This is a genomic window from Mesorhizobium sp. WSM1343 (assembly GCF_055901535.1).
Map to the genome: position 1 here is coordinate 2341448 of NZ_CM148370.1, position 15916 is coordinate 2357363.

The following is a 15916-nucleotide window of genomic DNA, read 5'->3' on the forward strand; positions in this document are numbered from 1 at the left end:
TGCCAGAGCGCAATTATCCGCCTACGCTCCACCATAAAAGCCGCTTTGGGCGGCCGACACGAAACACACAACGATACAACTATCCGGGCTGCCGCCCGTGGGAGGTTACCATGGCATCCGTTCCCTTCGATCAACTCGATGGCTTCATCTGGATGAACGGCGAATTCGTCCAATGGGGTGACGCCAAGATCCATGTGCTGACGCACGGGCTGCATTACGCCAGCGCTGTTTTCGAGGGAGAGCGCGCCTATGGCGGCGAGATCTTCAAGCTCAACGAACACACCGAGCGCCTGCATGAATCGGCACGCCTGCTCGGTTTCAAGATCCCGTATTCGGTGGCCGAACTCAACGACGCCTCTTCCACGCTTCTCAAGAAGCAGGGTTTCCAGGACGCCTATGTCCGGCCGATCGCCTGGCGCGGCAGTGAGCAGATGGGCGTCTCGGCGCAGAACAACCGCATCAACTGCGCCATCGCCATCTGGCAATGGCCAAGCTATTTCGATCCTGCGCAGAAGCTGAAAGGCATCCGTCTCGATGTGGCGGAATGGCGCCGGCCCGACCCGCGCACCGCGCCTTCCAAGTCGAAGGCCGCCGGGCTCTACATGATCTGCACCATGTCCAAGCACGCCGCCGAGGCCAAGGGCTATGCCGACGCCATGATGCTCGACTGGCGTGGCCAGGTCGCCGAAGCGACCGGAGCCAACATCTTCTTCGTCAAGGACGGCAAGATCCACACACCCAAGCCCGACTGCTTCCTCGACGGCATCACCCGCCGCACGGTCATCGGGTTGGCCAAGGATCGCGGCCTGGAGGTAATTGAACGCGCCATCCTGCCGGAAGAGCTGGAAAGCTTCGAGCAGTGCTTCCTGACCGGGACGGCAGCGGAAGTGACGCCGGTTTCGGAGATCGGGCCTTACCGATTCGAGGTCGGCGAAATAGCCAAGAATCTTATGAATGACTATTCTGCGGCCGTTCAGCCCAAGCACGCGATCGCCGCAGAATAACGAAAGCCACAGCTTTTTTAAGAAGTAGGGGCGGTTTTCGGGCCGCCCCTTTTATTTCAGCGTTTCTGCATTTGACTTTCGTCCAATTCGGCGTCTCATGATGGTGTCGGCCCGGGAGGCTGACAGCTATGGAGGGACTAATCATATGGACATGAACACGCTTCTTCCGATCATCATACAGGTGATTACTGGCATCATCGGTGGTCAGGCGGTCGGTGCGGCGCTCAAGACGGCGGCGATGGGTCAGCTTCCCAAAATCCTGGGCGGAGCCATTGGCGGCGTCGGTGGTGCGGCGATCCTCGGCAGCCTGCTGGGTGGCGGTGCGGTCGATCCGGCGGCTGCGGCAGCAGCAACGAGCGGTCTCGGCAGCGCGCTGAACCTGCAGAACATCGTCGGCGGCGCCGGCGGCGGCGCGATCCTGACCGCCATTCTCGGCGCGGTCATGGGCGCCATGAAGAAGTAAGCAGGCCGTTTCGGTCTTTTCAAATGGGCGGCTTCGGCCGCCCATTTCCGTTTTGGGGCTACTGACTGTTCGTCTTTCGAGGGTGGACGCCCTTTGTCCGCGCCTCTACATCACCCGTGAACATCGAAAGGACGATCATGGGTCAGCTCAATGCCGGCATCGTGCCGGTCACACCGTTCCAGCAGAATTGCACCATCCTGTTCGACATGGATGACAAGCATGGCGTCGTCGTCGATCCGGGCGGCGATATCGACAAGGTACTGGCGGTGCTGAAGGACAATGCGATCTCAGCCGGAGCTATCTGGATAACGCATGGCCACATCGACCATGCCGGCGGTGCAATGGAGTTGAAGGAGGCGCTCGGCGTCGAGATCATCGGTCCGCATGAGGCCGACAAGTCGCTGCTCGACAATCTGGAAAACCAGGGCAAGCGCTACGGCATCGCCGGAGCGCGCAACTGCGTGCCCGACCGGTTCCTGGCCGAAGGCGAGACCGTGTCGTTCGGCGGCCATGTGTTCGAGGTGCTGCACTGCCCCGGCCATGCGCCCGGTCACGTCGTCTACTACAACCGCGCAGCCAAGTTCGCCCATGTCGGCGACGTGCTGTTCCGCGGCTCGGTCGGCCGCACCGACCTGCCGGGCGGCGACCACACGGCGCTGATCGCTTCGATCAAGGACAAGCTCCTGCCGCTCGGCGACGACATCGGCTTCATCTGTGGCCACGGTGCCGGCGGACGTTTTGGCGAGGAGAGGCGGACCAATCCTTTTTTGACTTGAACCAGGCTCGGAACCGTAGCTGTTTTTCATCAGCCTCAAGCAGACCGTTGACATTGTAGAGACCACAACAAAAAAGCGCTGGCCTTGCGGTCAGCGCTTTTCTGTTTTGGGGCAGGGAAGCCCTTGGTTAGTTGGCAGTGCAGAAATGCTGTTCGCCGTCATTGCCGGTGAACGTGCCGGTACGGGAATTGAAGCTGCGGTAGCGGTCCGAGCAATATTCGTACCAGTCACGCGTCCACGGTTCGGCATAACGATTGGCGTAGACCACCCGCGGCTCCGCATAATAGCGGCGGACCGGGGCCGGGCGCACCACGACGTCACGATCGTAGTAACCGTCATCGTAGTAGCGGTCAGCGTCGGGCGGCGGGCGGTCATTGGCCAATGCGCCACCGATCAGCGCCCCGGCCGCGAGGCCGAGCACGCCGGCGGCAATGGCATCGCCATTGCCGTGATGGCCATGATGACGGCGCCAGTCGCGCGCATTGGCGGCGGGCAAGGCCGTGAGCGTGGTGGCGGCCACGGCAGCGGCCAGGACGGCGGTTTTGAAAATTCGGTTCATGTCGGTCTCCTTCGTTCCGGCCCGTGCAGTTTCGGGGATGCGGTCCGGCTTTACCGAAGACTAATATGCGACCGTGGCTGAACGGGGGCTGAACGGATTTTAACGTGTTTATTCAAAACGGACGTCAAAAATCACAGGCTCTCAAGGGAGCGATCTGCCCGGGAGCGCCGGTTCGAAGCCGGCTCAGCCGACCGACAGGTTGACGGCCTTGGGACCCTTGCCGCGCTTATCCGGCTCGGTATCGAACGACACTTTCTGCCCATCCTCGAGGCCGGGAAGACCGGACGCCTGCACAGCTGAAATATGGACGAAAACATCCTTCGCGCCATCATCGGGCGTGATGAAGCCGAAGCCCTTGGCATGATTGAAGAATTTGACGGTGCCGGTCTGCGGCATGGGAAGCTCCTTTGTCCCATAAACTCCAGTCTCGGGCCGGCAAATGCCCGAGTGGAAATTTGTCCTTTATTTTAGCGTCATCGGCAAGAGAAAGTTTTGCGGGCGTCTAAAGCACGTTGCGGCATGCTTCGGGTCTTTGTTTTTATGCAAGTCGTTGCCCAGAACCCGGCCGCTTGGGCGACATCACTGGCCCGCGCCTTCGATAAGGAAAAGGCGCGACGAAGATCGCCGCGCCTTTCAAAATTCAGATCCCTCTCCAGGCCAGGTGCAGGCATGGAGCCTCCGTCGCACGTCTGAGTGACATGCGGCGCGCCGATGGCTCAGGCTGCGCGGAGGTTGACGGCCTTGGGGCCCTTGCCCATGCGGTCCGGCTCGACGTCGAAGGTGACCTTCTGGCCGTCAACGAGCGTGCGCAAGCCGGAAGCTTCGATCGCGGAGATATGGACGAACACATCCTTGGCGCCACCATCGGGCGTGATGAAACCGAAGCCTTTGGTCGCGTTGAAGAATTTAACGGTGCCGGTCTGGGCCATTGGGGAAACTCCTTCACCCGTTCAGTCTTTGGTGGTCCCGCCCGCCGCCTGGCGCAAAGGGCAGTTCCCGGTGGTTGCTTCGGCAGTCATGCATTGGCGCATGGTCAAACCCCCCGCCGAAAACGGGGCCGTCAGAGATTCACAGTATCGGGGAAAGGTCGTCCAAAACGTTCCGCTCTCCGGGTCGCAAATGCCCGAACACGGAATTTATCGCACGGAAACGTGATGGTTGCAAGATACCGCCGCGGGCCGCCGTACTGGCGCGTCCCGACGCATCAATCGACTGACCTGAGCATCGATGGGCTCGGCATAGGCTTGCTTGCCGGCCGGGTCATCGGCCAGAACCGGGCCACGAATGGGCCAGATGTCGAGGTGGCCGAGGAAGTCGACGCCGCCTACAGCCCCAGCGCGTTTCCGACTGAAAGGGCTGCAAACGGGGATTGCATTTGGCAAGGGAATGGCGAGGATCGGCAACCGGGGACGCGATCGTGGGAGATCATCATGAAATATCTGGCGGCAATCTTTTCGCGGCAGGGTTTTGTCATCCTGTTGCTGTCGGCACTTCTTGCCGCCTGCACCGTCGTCGTCGATGACGGACCAGGGCCGCGTCCGCGTCCGCCCCGGCCGGAACCGCAATATTGCAGCAAGCAGTACGAGCCGGTCTGTGCCCGGCGCGGCGGCGATCGCCAGACCTTCGCCAATGCCTGTCTTGCCGACCGGGCCGGCTACCGCATCGTGCGCGACGGTCCGTGCCGCGACGGTGGCGGCGGTGGCGGCGGCGGCGGTGGTGAAGAGCAGACGTTCTGCACCCGCGAATATGCGCCGGTGTGCGCGCGCCGGCATGGCGAGATGCGCACCTTCCCCAATTCCTGCGAAGCCCGTGCCGCGGACTATCGCGTCGTTGGCGACGGGCCGTGCTGAGAACGCTGCGCCTCGTTGAGGAAGACAATCATCAAGCCGTCGGTTTCACCGGCGACAGTCGGCGACGAACTCGGACGCGGGCATGGGTCTGGCAAACAGCCGGCCCTGGCCGTAGTCGACGTCGCGCGCCGCGAGGTAGTCGGCCTGCGCCTGCGTTTCCCCGCCTTCGGCAACGATCTTCAGCTTTAGTGTCTTGGCCATGTCGATGATATGCGCGGTGACGGAATTGGTGGCGGAATTCGTGCTGATCGTATCGATGAACGATTTGTCGATTAGGAGCGCATCGAGCGGCAGCCCCTCGAGATAGGACAGGCTGGAGTAGCCGGTGCCGAAGTCGTCGATTGCCACTGCGTGGCCAAGTTCGCGGGCACGAACGAGCGTTGAGCGGGCCGAGTTGATATCGATGAACGCGCGCTCCGTGGCCTCGAGCCAGATTTGCTGGGGCCGGATCGCGGTGTGCTGATTTGATCTTTCCGCACCGACGAAAGGACGAGACAGCAAGCGAAGCCTTGAACCTGCGGCGCCGATGGCCTAGATCGCCACAGGCGGATAAAACACGGCAGGTTTCCCATCAACAGAGATCAAAGACGAGCGGCGGGTGCGGGAGCCAGGTCTGGCGCAGGCGGACAGCCGCCGCTGGGCCTCGACCAGTATGTGCAGCAGGCGTTGCAACTGCATCAGGCCGGGCGCCGGCAAGAGGCTGAGACGATCTACCGGCAGGTGCTGGCGCGTCAGCCCAAGCACGCGGCCGCGGCGCATTTCCTGGGACTGCTGCTCCACCAGACCGGGCGCAGCGAAGAAGGGCTGGATCTCATCGAACGGTCGGTGAGCCTGCAGCCGACGAATCCCGATTTCCTCAACAATTTCGGTACGGTGATGCGCGACCTCGGCCGCCCTGCTGCGGCCATCGATTTCTTCCGCGGCGCAGTGGATCTGCGGCCGGACCAACTCGCGGCGCGCGACAATCTCGGCTCATCGCTGAAACAGGTCGGCCAGTTCGAAGAGGCCGAAGAGATTTATCGCGGCACGGTTGCACGCAACCCATTTCATGTGCGCGCCCGCATCGGGCTTGCCGAAACCCTGCAGGAAGCCGGGCGGCTGGATGAGGCGCTGGCTGCCTTCCGCGAAGCGCTGGCGATCCGACCCAAGGATGCCGACCTGCTGCACGGGCTCGGCGTCGGGTTGATGGAAAAGGGCAAGCTCGACGAGGCGGCCGACCTGTTCCGGCAGGCGTTGGCGATCAACCCCGCCATGGCCACAGCCTGGCTGATGCTGACGCAGGTCAAGCGCCAGAAGGAGCGCGACAGCGAGCTTGGGGGCATGGAAGCCCAGCATGCCAAGGCGCCGCAGGACAGCCTAGCGCGCATGCAACTGTCCTTCGGACTCGGCAAGGCGAATGACGATCTCAGGGATTATGGCCGGGCCTTCGACTATTTCGCCGAGGGCAATGCGATCCGCCGCAAAGGCATCGACTACGACCAGGCCAGGACGCGGGCCGAGTTCGAGGCGATGAAGGCCACCTTCGATGCCGGCTTCTTCGAGAAGCACAGGCCCAGCTCAATCAGCGACGACACGCCGATCTTCATTGTCGGCATGCCGCGTTCGGGCACGACGCTGGTCGAGCAGATCATCGCCAGCCATCCGCAGGTCTATGGCGCAGGCGAGCTCAGCATCTTGAAGAAGGCGGTCGGCAGGCAGTTCCCGGCGACTATGCCGGGTGGCTTCCCATGGGGCGTATCGGATACGGGCGATTCGGATTTTGCCGAGGCAGGCCAAGCCTATCTCGACATGCTCCATGCCCGCTATCCGAACATGCGCCACGTCACCGACAAAATGCCGGGCAACTTCCTGCTTGTCGGCTTCATCCACATGATGATGCCGAAGGCCAGGATCATCCACTGCGCGCGCGATGCGGCGGCCACCTGCCTGTCGATCTACAAGGTGCATTTCCGCGGTGACAGCCATCGCTATGGCTACGATCTCGGCGAGCTCGCCGATTTCCACAATCTCTACACCGACATCATGAAGCATTGGCACACGGTGCTGCCAGGCGTCGTGCACGATGTACGCTACGAGGATTTTGTCGCCGACCAGGAAGGCCAGACGCGGGCATTGATCGCCCATCTCGGCCTGCCCTGGGACGACGCGGCACTATCGTTCCACGAGACCGACCGACCGGTGCGCACGGCTTCAGCCGCACAGGTGCGCCAGCCGATGTATCAGGGATCGGTCGATCTATGGAAGCGCTATGGTGACCGGCTGAAGCCGCTTCTGGACAGGCTGGATTAGCGCAACGCTCTCTAGCTGATCGTGGCCTTAGAGATTGGCCTAAGCACCCGCGTCGTCATCCTAAGGCCTTCGCGACGGAGCTTCGCTCCTGCTTCGTCCTAGGATGACGAAGCTGAGGGGCTTCTGCCAATCTGCTACCGGCTGCTCAAAGCTCTATGAATGGCTTGAAGCCACCGAAGATCATGCGCTTCCCGTCGAACGGCATGTCCGCCCAATCGGCCTTCAGGCGCGGATCTGCCATCACTTTGGCCATGACGGCATCGCGGCTCTCCCGCGACTCATAGACGGCCCAGGCGAAGACGACGATCTCGTCGTCCTTGGCCTGCACGGCGCGTGGGAACGAAGTGACCTCGCCATAGGGCACGTCGTCGCCGATGCATTCGACATAGCCGAGCGCGCCGTGTTCCATCCATATAGGGCCTGCGAGGTTGGCCAGCCTCTTGTAGTCATCGAGATTTACCTTGGGCACGGCAAGCACGAAGCCATCGACATAGGACATTGTGGGTCTCCTCCTGGAAGTTCACAATCCCTCACCGACGCCAGCCGGTGAGGGACTTCGCCATTTGCGATAGATCAGGCTTTCTTGACCGGCGCGTTCATCGCCCATTCGACGCCGAACGGGTCGCGCATATTGCCCCACTGGTCACCCCAGAACATGATCTGGAGCGGCACGGCGACTTCGCAACCCGCATCGACGGCGCGCTTCCACCAGGCTTCGATGTCGTCGCTGCCGAGGTGAAGCTGCATGGTGTAACCCTGCGGCTTGACGGCAGGCATGCCGTTTTCGGGATAGAAGTCGGAGAGCATCAGCGTCGAGCCGTTGATGTGGAGGTGGATGTGCATGGTGCGGCCTTTTTCGTCCGCCGGATAGGCAAAGACCTGCTCGGCACCAAAGGCCTTCTTGTAGAATTCGGCAGCCTTGAAGGCGCCATCCAGCTGCAGATAGGGGGTCAATCCGCCGAGCACTTTGGCCGCGGGCTGAACGGGGGTCTGATCGGTCATCTGTTGTTCCTCTTTGCGTTTGGCCTTGCGAGCCAAAGGACGGATGAGGTGCCGGCGTTCCTACATGGCCGGCAGATTTTTTTGGCCGACCGGCCCTGGACAGTCCACGCAGCCGCAGTTGGACGAGAGGCGTGAAACGAACTTGCGTCGACCGCGCCCAATCAGAGCGCAATTCTCTCGGCTCGCAGGCTAGAACAGATGGATCAGGCGAACGCCTCTTCAAATCCTGGGACGACAATGATCCTCTACTATCAGACCCACTCACCCTTCGCGCGCAAGGCGCTCGTCTTCGCCCACGAGGTTGGCATTGCCGATCGGCTGGAGGTCATTCATCACGAGACCAGTCCGACCTTGCGCAATGCCCGCGTCTACACCGAAAACCCGCTCGGCAAAGTGCCGGTGCTGTTGCGGCCCGACGCGTCGCCGATCTTCGATTCCGATGTCATCTGCGCCTATCTCGACACGCTGCATGACGGTCGCAAGCTGCTGCCGCACGACGGCGAGGCGCGCTGGCAGGCATTGCGGTTGCAGGCGGTCGCCCAGGGCCTGGCGCAGACGGGTATAGCCTTGCGCTGGGAGACGGAAAGGAGACCCGAAAAGTTGCGCTATGGTGCTCTCGCCGACGGATACCGGGAAAAGATCGAGGCGAGCTACGACTGGATCGAGAGCACGCTGGACGACGAGGCGCCGCTCCATATCGGCCACATCGCCTTGGCCACCACGCTGTCCTGGATGGCGTTCCGTCACCTTCCGCCTTTTCGCTCACGGGCACTGCTGACGCGCTGGTTCGAGGCTTTCGAAAAACGCGTATCGATGCAGGCGACGCCGCTTTCGGGCGATACGCATGACTGACTGGCGCCCCGCGAGGTCAGGGGCGGCGGCCGTTTTGCGCATCGAAGACGTCCGGAAACCCGATATCCTTGCGCAGCGAGGCAGGCAGTGAACGCAGGACGCGTTCGCTGCGGTGACGAGCGCGCGCTGCCGCATACCGGGTTGCGATGCGACCGATGGACGAAAGAACCGACATGATAATTCTCCCTGGGTTGGGCCGGCATCATCGTGTCGGCATCCCAAGGACGCGACGGGCTGAGGCTATCCGACAGACCGTCGAGATTTTTTATCGCTAGCTCCGTAGCCTGCTTGAAGCGGGTTGTTGCTAACGCGATTACTTCAGGCCGCGGTTTGTAGACGTTCGATTGTTTCAAGATCGGCCTTCTTCGCCTCTCCCTCTACGGCGAGGTCGTAGCTCGCCTGCATATTCATCCAGAACTGCGGCGTGGTTCCGAAGAACTTCGCAAGGCGCAAAGCGGTGTCGGGCGTTACCGGTGTCGTCTCGCTGGCCAGGCGCTCGATGCGTGTGCGGGGCACATGCAGCTTTTTGGCCAGCGTGTAAGGCTTCAGATTGAGCGGCACGAGATATTCCTCACGGAGAATTTCTCCGGGATGGATAGGTGGGTTGATGTTCAGCATTTTGAACCCTCTTCAATGATAGTCGGTGATTTCAACATCCTCCGCTTGCCCTTCCACCCACCTAAAGCAGAGGCGGAATTGATCGTTGATGCGGATCGAATGCTGGCCCGCACGGTTACCTTTCAGCGGCTCCTGTTGCCGGGAGGCGTCTTCAGATTCGACAGTTCGGCGGCGTTGTCGATCATGAACAGCTTCCGCTGGGCTGAGCGGACAAAGGTCCGATGGGAAGCCCTTCGAAGCCTTGCCGTTCGAAACGGCTTCGCTGGTCTTGTCTTTGGAGGAGCTTATCACCTTGCCGACCCGAGTGGCGTACCATGGCATGATACGCTTCGGAAGTCAAGAAGACGTCTCGTAACATGATACGAAACTCCGGCCTGCGCTCGACAGGCCGGAACTTCATCGGCAGTTTTGTTCACCGATTAGCCAGCGCCCTCCGCCACCGAGCGGAAGAAATCCTCTGGGTCTTCGACTTCGGTCAGCCGCCGTTTCTCGATCAGCCAGAAGCGGTTGCCGATGGCGCGGATGAAGGAGCGGTCGTGCGAGGCGAGCACACAGCTTGCCTGATGTGCCAGCAGTTCCGCTTCCAGGGCTTCCTGGCCGTCGATGTCGAGATGGTTGGTCGGCTCGTCCAGCAGATAGAAGTTGGGATTGGCGAGCCTCAGCGCCAGCATCATCAGCCGCGCCTTCTGGCCGCCGGACAGCGCACCGATCTTTTTCTCCTGCATCTCGATGACCACGCCGGCGCCTGCCAGCAGCGAGCGGGCACGCTGCTCGCCGACATCGTAGCGGCGCGAGACCAGCATCAGCGGCGTGTCGTCGCCGCTGATGCCCGACAGCGCCTGGTCGCTGTAGCCTAGCACCGTCGACGGCGTCACCTTCACATTCGGCACCGTGTCCGGTTCGACAATGGCATTGCGGATCAGGGTGACGAAGCGCGACTTGCCGACGCCGTTGCGGCCGAGCAGCACGATGCGGTCGCCCTGGCAGATATGGCGCTTGCCGGTTCGAAACAGCGGGGTGCCGTCGGGTGTTTCCACAGCCGCGTCGTCGAGCGTGATCAGCACCTTGGCGTGGGTGCCGCGATTGGCCAGTTTTATGGCACCCGCCGACTTTTCGCGGTGCGCCGGTGCGGCCGCTTCTTCCAGTTTTTCGGCCCGCAGGTTGAGCTGCTTGGTCTTCACCGTCAAAAGGTCGCTGCCCGAATTGATGCCGATGTTGTTGAGCTTGGCCGCCTGCCGGCGCAATTGCTGCGCCACCTTCATGTCGCGCTGGAACTTGCGCTCGGTCGAAGCATCGACCTCGTCGAGCGCCTGCCTGGCGCGGGAGTAGGGCAGGGCAAACACCGGCGACTGTTCCGGGCGCAGGAATAGGGTCCGGTTGGTGGTGGCGTCGAGGAAGGCGCGGTCGTGGCTGGCGATGACGACGGGCACCTCGCGCGGCAGCGTGTTCAGCCAGGTTTCGAGCTGGCTGATGCGGACAAGGTCGAGATGGTTGGTCGGCTCGTCGAGTAACAGCACGTCCGGATCGGTGACCCAGACGCGTGCGATTAGCGCAAGCCTCTGCCAGCCGCCACTTAGCGCCTGCATTGGCCGCTCGCGCATCGGCTCGGGCACGTCGAGTGAATCCAGAACCACGTCGACACGCCACATCTCGCTTTCGGCCTGCTCGGACGGCAAGGCATCCGCCACCACCTGCCGGAACGTACGGGTGAGAAGGGCCTGGGCAACCGACTGTTCGACATGACCGACGCGCAGGCCGCGCGTGCGGGTGATGTCACCGGAGGTCGGCTCAATCTCGCCGGTCAGGCATTTCAGCAAAGTCGACTTGCCGCGGCCATTGGCGGCGACAATGCCGAGCCGGTCGCCGGTGCCGATGGTGAGGTCGAGATTGGCAAACAGCGGCGCACTCATGGTGACGCCGAGGGATTTGAGGCTGATCAGGGCCATTTTGATTTCTCTGGTCTTGCCGGAGCTACTCCGGTCCACTTTGACGGTGCGCTTTCCGGCCATCAGGCTCGGCATTACGCACCACGAAGGGCAGACCAAAAAATCGAAGCGGGAAAAACCCGGACCGTCCCTGGTCAGCCCTGCAAGCAAGCTCGCAGGGCAGAAATCGGGCCACGCTGACGATGGTGACGATGAAACGTAAACACGTGAGCCCTCCTTTCGAGACGTTCGAGTGTGGGGAGCGATTACACCAAAGGCGGGGCGGATGGCAAGTAGATGCTCTGCGGGCAGGCCTTAATCTCGCGGGCGGATTACCCAGTCACCCTTAGTTCGCTGGATTTCCTGCGGTGTCAGGAAGTGAAACTCCATCAGGATCGGTTCTTCCGGTCCCTTGAAGAAATGAAGCTCGGCGTGGGGGAGCACGAGCCGGCGGACAGTTTCAGATACGCTTTCCACCTTATATTCCTCGGCTTGCAGTCCTAGACCTGCGAGGAGCGTCCTGGCGGCCGAAATCGTCATTGCCGGGCCAAAGCCATCGAGATCGATTTGGCTGTTGCCGCTCCATTTCAAAGGCAAAGGCTTGGGGACATCAGGCATGTGCCAAAGTTTGATGCTGATGCGATGGACGCGTGCTCGATTGCGCCTGGTCAAAATGTCGATTTCCAGATCGCCATAACCTAGAAGAAAGCCGCACGGCTGATCCTGATAGACATATAGCCATTTAGGAAAGCCAAGATGTTTCTGGACCCGACCGAGATCAGCTCCGGCCCGCAAAGGCGTGTCCTTGCTGCCTAAGATTAGGGGGAGGATATGGAGTTTGCCTCGCTGTCGCATCGATCAAACCTTGGTTGGCTGGATATCCCGTCGCGGGAGCATATTCCGCCTGCCCTGACCATTGTGCTACCCAGCTGATTGGGCCCAGCGGATTAATTGAGCTTCACAGGTCAAGGGGCCGGATCAGACAGGTCTCAAGTAGCCGCCGCTTAGTCCATATTCTTTGTTGAGATCGAGTAGGAAATGCCCGAACACCGCGCTTCTGCCGAGATCGACAACGATCACAAGCAGGGCGTTGAACCTGCCGGTGCCAATCAAAACTTGATCAAACCGGTTTTGAACGTCCCGGTAAACATAATGGACGTCGTTCAAATAGGGCACGCCGACTTCGTCCAGATTTAGCGCGTCGACATAGGACCATATGTCTACGACAGCATTCGCCGTCGCGGTGATATTCGTCATCGGCTCGGCAAAGCAAGCCTTGAACTCCTCTTCATCAAGTCTGCGAACGACGACCATCACTCATTCTAAGCGGCGGCATCTGAAATCCGCAACCGATCGCAGGCTCGATGCTGCAGCTTCCTACCGTCCCGGCCGTCCCGTCTTCCCCGGCCGGCGTTTGTCGCGGCGGGCGTCGCCTGGATCCTCGTATGAGCCGATGCCGGCGCGCTGGCGAACGATTGGCTTAGCGGAATCGTCGCGTTCCTTCGCGCCTGTCCTGCCGGGCATCTCCCCCACTTGGGGGGAGATTGACTGCGGCTTGGCCGGCACTTTTCCTTCGACCGGCTTTTCCGTCCGCCGTACAGTCATTTCATCGAGCGAGTTCTTCTTGAACAGTGGCTTGGTGACGTCGCCGGGAATGCCGAAGTCGGAGCCGTGCGCCTCTTCGGCCGACTGTTTCTTGAACAGCGAGCGTGACACCGCGCCGGCCGGCGTCGGCATGTCGGTACCTGGACCCATGTCGTCGATCGAGGGTTTCGAAAACAGCGGCTTTTTCACCGGCACAGTGCCATCGGCGCCCATCTCGTCGAGATCAGGCTTGCGGAAGAGGTTGGGCCGGGCAGCCTTGGCTGCCTCTTCGGCGGCACGCGCTGCGTCGAGCTTGCGAAAACGCTCCTGTTCCTCTGCTGTACGATGTTTGGCCACGCCCTTGTTGTGCTTGCCCTTTTCGCGGCCGGAGGCCGGGCTTTCCATGTCGGCGTATTTGGCCAGCGGGTCTTCGGAGATGGACAGTTCCATCTCACGCAGGCGCTTGATTTCGTCGCGGATGCGGGCCGCCTTCTCGAAGTCGAGATTGGCCGCGGCATCGCGCATCTGCTTTTCCATCGCGTCGAGATGGGCCTTGAGGTTGTTGCCCATCATGGCGCCGGCACCGTCGGTGAACTGCGAGATATCGGCGCGGACGTGGTCCTTCTCGTAGACCGAATCGAGAATGTCGGAGATGCGCGACTTGACCGATTCCGGTGTGATGCCGTTGGCCGCGTTCCACTCCATCTGCTTTTCGCGGCGACGGTTGGTTTCGGCCATCGCCCGTTCCATCGAGCCGGTCACCTGGTCGGCATAGAGGATGACCTTGCCGTCGACGTTTCTGGCGGCGCGCCCGATGGTCTGGATCAGCGAGGTTTCCGATCGCAGGAAACCTTCCTTGTCGGCGTCGAGAATGGCGACGAAGCCGCATTCGGGAATGTCGAGGCCTTCGCGCAGAAGATTGATCCCGACCAGCACGTCGAAGGCGCCGAGGCGCAGATCGCGCAGGATCTCGATGCGCTCCAGCGTATCGATGTCGGAGTGCATGTAGCGGACGCGGATGCCCTGTTCATGCAGATACTCGGTCAAATCCTCGGCCATGCGCTTGGTCAGCACGGTGACCAAGGTGCGGTAGCCGGCCTTGGTGGTATCGCGAATCTCGCCGACGACATCGTCGACCTGGCTCTTGGCCGGGCGGACCTCGACCGGCGGATCGATCAGGCCGGTCGGACGGATGACCTGCTCGGCGAAGACGCCGCCGGCCTGTTCCATCTCCCAGGCGCCAGGGGTCGCCGAGACCGCGACCGAAAGCGGACGCATGGCATCCCACTCCTCGAAGCGCAGCGGCCGGTTGTCCATGCAGGACGGCAGACGGAAGCCGTATTCGGCCAGCGTCGCCTTGCGGCGAAAGTCGCCGCGATACATGCCGCCGATCTGCGGCACGGTGACATGGCTTTCGTCGATGAAGACCAGCGCGTTGTCGGGGATGTACTCAAACAGCGTCGGCGGCGGATCGCCCGGCTGGCGGCCGGTGAGATAGCGCGAATAGTTCTCGATGCCGGCGCACGAGCCGGTGGCTTCCAGCATTTCGAGGTCGAAGCGGCAGCGCTGTTCCAGCCGCTGTGCCTCAAGCAGGCGGCCGGCCCGCTCCAGTTCGACCAGCCGGTGCTTGAGCTCTTCCTTGATCGACTTGATCGCCTGGTTCAGCGTCGGGCGCGGCGTCACATAGTGCGAATTGGCGTAGATCTTGACGCTTTTCAGCTCGCCGGTCTTCTGGCCGGTCAGCGGGTCGAATTCGGTGATCTGCTCGATCTCGTCGCCGAACATCGAGATGCGCCAGGCGCGGTCTTCCAGGTGGGCCGGGAAGATTTCGATGGTGTCGCCGCGCACGCGGAACGAGCCGCGGACAAAGTTGATGTCCTGCCGCTTGTACTGCTGGGCGACGAGATCGGCGAGCAGCGCGCGCTGGTCGAGCCGGTCGCCGATCTGCATCTGGAAGGTCATCGCCGTATAGGTTTCGACCGAGCCTATACCGTAGATGCAGGACACAGAGGCGACGATGATGACGTCGTCGCGCTCAAGCAGCGAACGCGTCGCCGAGTGGCGCATGCGGTCGATCTGCTCGTTGATCGAGGATTCCTTCTCGATGAAAGTGTCGGTGCGCGGGACGTAGGCTTCCGGCTGGTAATAATCGTAGTAGGAGACGAAATACTCGACGGCGTTTTCCGGGAAGAATTTCTTGAACTCGGAATAGAGCTGCGCGGCAAGCGTCTTGTTCGGCGCCAAGATCAAGGCAGGCCGCTGCGTCTCCTCGATCACCTTGGCCATGGTGAAGGTTTTTCCTGAGCCGGTGACGCCGAGCAGCACCTGGGTGCGGTCGTGGTTATCGACGCCTTCGACCAGATCCTTGATCGCGGTCGGCTGGTCGCCGGCCGGCTCGAACTCCGACACCATCTTGATGGCGATGCCGCCTTCGGATTTTTCGGGGCGGGCAGGGCGGTGCGGCGTCCACAGCACGCCGTCCTTGTGCAGCGGATTGCCGGATTCGATTAGCGCCGACAGTGCCGCCACCGTCGCGGTGACGCTGCCCGAGGCCATGGTCTCGGCGTCCTCCAGCGAAATGTCGAGGCCGGCGACCGGATTGAGCCCGGCTGCCGTGCGCTCCCTGGCTGACGCCGCGCCACCCATCGAGGTGCCGCGCGAACTGCGCCCCGGCGAGCTTGAGCGCTCGGGTATCTTCTTCGACGGCTTCGGCGATTTGCCGCCGTCACCCTTGGCGACAAGACGTCCTTCGTTTTCGGCTTCCTGCTCGATCTGCTCGGCCCAATCCGCGATCGAACCGGTCAGCGGCGTGCCAGAGAGTTCCGGCTGCGGCATCTCGGCGAAGCCGCCTTTGTGCAGCGGCTCGGAGGCGTCGAGGAAATCGGTCAGCGGGCTGCGCCGCTTCGGCGCGGCGCGGTCGTCGTTCGCCGTCGGCGGCGTTTTCTGATCGGGAGATTTGGCCATGTCCCGAATATGGGATTTCCTGGCCAAAAT

General features: G+C 61.8%; 17 protein-coding genes and 2 pseudogenes. 6 read left to right on the plus strand and 13 right to left on the minus strand.

Features of this window, described 5'->3' with window-relative positions; all coding sequences use genetic code 11:
- Nucleotides 1–110: 110 nt before the first annotated feature.
- The 3 genes from AC0NIL_RS11235 to AC0NIL_RS11245 all read left to right on the plus strand — a co-directional run bounded on the left by AC0NIL_RS11235 (nt 111) and on the right by AC0NIL_RS11245 (nt 2243).
- Nucleotides 111–1004, plus strand: a complete 894-nt coding sequence (locus tag AC0NIL_RS11235; protein WP_013530016.1) for a branched-chain amino acid aminotransferase — start codon at nt 111–113, stop codon at nt 1002–1004.
- A gap of 145 nt (nt 1005–1149) precedes the next feature.
- Nucleotides 1150–1467: a hypothetical protein gene (locus AC0NIL_RS11240; RefSeq protein ID WP_013530017.1), complete on the plus strand. Its 318-nt coding sequence runs from the start codon at nt 1150–1152 to the stop codon at nt 1465–1467.
- 137 nt (nt 1468–1604) lie between these two features.
- The gene (locus AC0NIL_RS11245; protein WP_063168837.1) at nt 1605–2243 is read left to right on the plus strand and encodes an MBL fold metallo-hydrolase; all 639 of its coding nucleotides are present in this window, start codon (nt 1605–1607) and stop codon (nt 2241–2243) included.
- A gap of 127 nt (nt 2244–2370) precedes the next feature.
- On the opposite strand, the gene AC0NIL_RS11250 is transcribed toward AC0NIL_RS11245, so the two are convergent.
- The 3 genes from AC0NIL_RS11250 to AC0NIL_RS11260 all read right to left on the minus strand — a co-directional run bounded on the left by AC0NIL_RS11250 (nt 2371) and on the right by AC0NIL_RS11260 (nt 3731).
- Entirely contained in the window at nt 2371–2802 is a 432-nt protein-coding gene (locus AC0NIL_RS11250) for a BA14K family protein (protein WP_013530019.1), read from the minus strand.
- A 183-nt stretch (nt 2803–2985) separates the two neighbouring features.
- Complete coding sequence (locus AC0NIL_RS11255) at nt 2986–3198, minus strand: cold-shock protein (protein ID WP_013530020.1); 213 nt, start codon at nt 3196–3198, stop codon at nt 2986–2988.
- A 320-nt stretch (nt 3199–3518) separates the two neighbouring features.
- A complete protein-coding gene (locus AC0NIL_RS11260; protein ID WP_006202520.1) occupies nt 3519–3731 on the minus strand; it encodes a cold-shock protein in 213 nt (70 codons plus the stop codon).
- Nucleotides 3732–4232: 501 nt separating this feature from the next.
- Here AC0NIL_RS11260 and AC0NIL_RS11265 point away from each other — a divergent pair.
- Nucleotides 4233–4652, plus strand: a complete 420-nt coding sequence (locus AC0NIL_RS11265; RefSeq protein WP_013530021.1) for a Kazal-type serine protease inhibitor domain-containing protein — start codon at nt 4233–4235, stop codon at nt 4650–4652.
- A 45-nt stretch (nt 4653–4697) separates the two neighbouring features.
- Here the strand turns inward: AC0NIL_RS11265 and AC0NIL_RS11270 are convergent.
- Nucleotides 4698–5123 (minus strand): annotated as a pseudogene (locus tag AC0NIL_RS11270) (EAL domain-containing protein); the annotation flags it as partial.
- Between the two features lie 195 nt (nt 5124–5318).
- On the opposite strand from AC0NIL_RS11270, the gene AC0NIL_RS11275 reads away from it, so the two are divergent.
- Nucleotides 5319–6941 carry a tetratricopeptide repeat-containing sulfotransferase family protein gene (locus tag AC0NIL_RS11275; protein ID WP_244514230.1) on the plus strand — a complete coding sequence of 541 codons (1623 nt, stop codon included), beginning with the start codon at nt 5319–5321 and terminating at the stop codon, nt 6939–6941.
- Nucleotides 6942–7086: 145 nt separating this feature from the next.
- Here the strand turns inward: AC0NIL_RS11275 and AC0NIL_RS11280 are convergent, their stop codons facing one another.
- Complete coding sequence (locus AC0NIL_RS11280; RefSeq protein ID WP_224675182.1) at nt 7087–7440, minus strand: DUF1428 domain-containing protein; 354 nt, start codon at nt 7438–7440, stop codon at nt 7087–7089.
- A 74-nt stretch (nt 7441–7514) separates the two neighbouring features.
- The gene (locus AC0NIL_RS11285) at nt 7515–7943 is read right to left on the minus strand and encodes a VOC family protein (RefSeq protein ID WP_013530024.1); all 429 of its coding nucleotides are present in this window, start codon (nt 7941–7943) and stop codon (nt 7515–7517) included.
- Nucleotides 7944–8180: 237 nt separating this feature from the next.
- Between AC0NIL_RS11285 and AC0NIL_RS11290 the strand changes: the two genes are divergently transcribed.
- Nucleotides 8181–8795, plus strand: coding sequence for a glutathione S-transferase family protein (locus AC0NIL_RS11290; protein WP_275952434.1), 615 nt, complete (start codon nt 8181–8183; stop codon nt 8793–8795).
- A 16-nt stretch (nt 8796–8811) separates the two neighbouring features.
- Here AC0NIL_RS11290 and AC0NIL_RS11295 read toward each other — a convergent pair whose 3' ends face one another.
- The 7 genes and pseudogenes from AC0NIL_RS11295 to uvrB form a co-directional block, all read right to left on the minus strand.
- Complete coding sequence (locus AC0NIL_RS11295) at nt 8812–8970, minus strand: hypothetical protein (RefSeq protein ID WP_013530026.1); 159 nt, start codon at nt 8968–8970, stop codon at nt 8812–8814.
- A 143-nt stretch (nt 8971–9113) separates the two neighbouring features.
- Nucleotides 9114–9413, minus strand: coding sequence for a HigA family addiction module antitoxin (locus AC0NIL_RS11300; protein WP_027039367.1), 300 nt, complete (start codon nt 9411–9413; stop codon nt 9114–9116).
- Between the two features lie 12 nt (nt 9414–9425).
- Nucleotides 9426–9704 (minus strand): annotated as a pseudogene (locus AC0NIL_RS11305) (type II toxin-antitoxin system RelE/ParE family toxin).
- A gap of 128 nt (nt 9705–9832) precedes the next feature.
- Entirely contained in the window at nt 9833–11359 is a 1527-nt protein-coding gene (locus AC0NIL_RS11310) for an ABC-F family ATP-binding cassette domain-containing protein (protein ID WP_063172929.1), read from the minus strand.
- A 294-nt stretch (nt 11360–11653) separates the two neighbouring features.
- On the minus strand, nt 11654–12133 hold the full coding sequence (locus tag AC0NIL_RS11315) for a hypothetical protein (protein ID WP_164919876.1): 480 nt from the start codon (nt 12131–12133) through the stop codon (nt 11654–11656).
- 183 nt (nt 12134–12316) lie between these two features.
- Entirely contained in the window at nt 12317–12652 is a 336-nt protein-coding gene (locus AC0NIL_RS11320) for a hypothetical protein (protein ID WP_013530030.1), read from the minus strand.
- Nucleotides 12653–12715: 63 nt separating this feature from the next.
- Nucleotides 12716–15886, minus strand: a complete 3171-nt coding sequence (gene uvrB / locus AC0NIL_RS11325; RefSeq protein WP_027162143.1) for an excinuclease ABC subunit UvrB — start codon at nt 15884–15886, stop codon at nt 12716–12718.
- Nucleotides 15887–15916 lie beyond the last annotated feature (30 nt).

Bases quoted from the DNA above. Each gene is read 5' to 3' on its own strand.
- AC0NIL_RS11235 (WP_013530016.1), top strand. From the start codon at position 111: ATGGCATCCGTTCCCTTCGATCAACTCGATGGCTTCATCTGGATGAAC.
- AC0NIL_RS11240 (WP_013530017.1), top strand. From the start codon at position 1,150: ATGGACATGAACACGCTTCTTCCGATCATCATACAGGTGATTACTGGC.
- AC0NIL_RS11245 (WP_063168837.1), top strand. From the start codon at position 1,605: ATGGGTCAGCTCAATGCCGGCATCGTGCCGGTCACACCGTTCCAGCAG.
- AC0NIL_RS11250 (WP_013530019.1), bottom strand. From the start codon at position 2,802: ATGAACCGAATTTTCAAAACCGCCGTCCTGGCCGCTGCCGTGGCCGCC.
- AC0NIL_RS11255 (WP_013530020.1), bottom strand. From the start codon at position 3,198: ATGCCGCAGACCGGCACCGTCAAATTCTTCAATCATGCCAAGGGCTTC.
- AC0NIL_RS11260 (WP_006202520.1), bottom strand. From the start codon at position 3,731: ATGGCCCAGACCGGCACCGTTAAATTCTTCAACGCGACCAAAGGCTTC.
- AC0NIL_RS11265 (WP_013530021.1), top strand. From the start codon at position 4,233: ATGAAATATCTGGCGGCAATCTTTTCGCGGCAGGGTTTTGTCATCCTG.
- AC0NIL_RS11280 (WP_224675182.1), bottom strand. From the start codon at position 7,440: ATGTCCTATGTCGATGGCTTCGTGCTTGCCGTGCCCAAGGTAAATCTC.
- AC0NIL_RS11285 (WP_013530024.1), bottom strand. From the start codon at position 7,943: ATGACCGATCAGACCCCCGTTCAGCCCGCGGCCAAAGTGCTCGGCGGA.
- AC0NIL_RS11290 (WP_275952434.1), top strand. From the start codon at position 8,181: ATGATCCTCTACTATCAGACCCACTCACCCTTCGCGCGCAAGGCGCTC.
- AC0NIL_RS11295 (WP_013530026.1), bottom strand. From the start codon at position 8,970: ATGTCGGTTCTTTCGTCCATCGGTCGCATCGCAACCCGGTATGCGGCA.
- AC0NIL_RS11300 (WP_027039367.1), bottom strand. From the start codon at position 9,413: ATGCTGAACATCAACCCACCTATCCATCCCGGAGAAATTCTCCGTGAG.
- AC0NIL_RS11310 (WP_063172929.1), bottom strand. From the start codon at position 11,359: ATGGCCCTGATCAGCCTCAAATCCCTCGGCGTCACCATGAGTGCGCCG.
- AC0NIL_RS11320 (WP_013530030.1), bottom strand. From the start codon at position 12,652: ATGGTCGTCGTTCGCAGACTTGATGAAGAGGAGTTCAAGGCTTGCTTT.
- uvrB (WP_027162143.1), bottom strand. From the start codon at position 15,886: ATGGCCAAATCTCCCGATCAGAAAACGCCGCCGACGGCGAACGACGAC.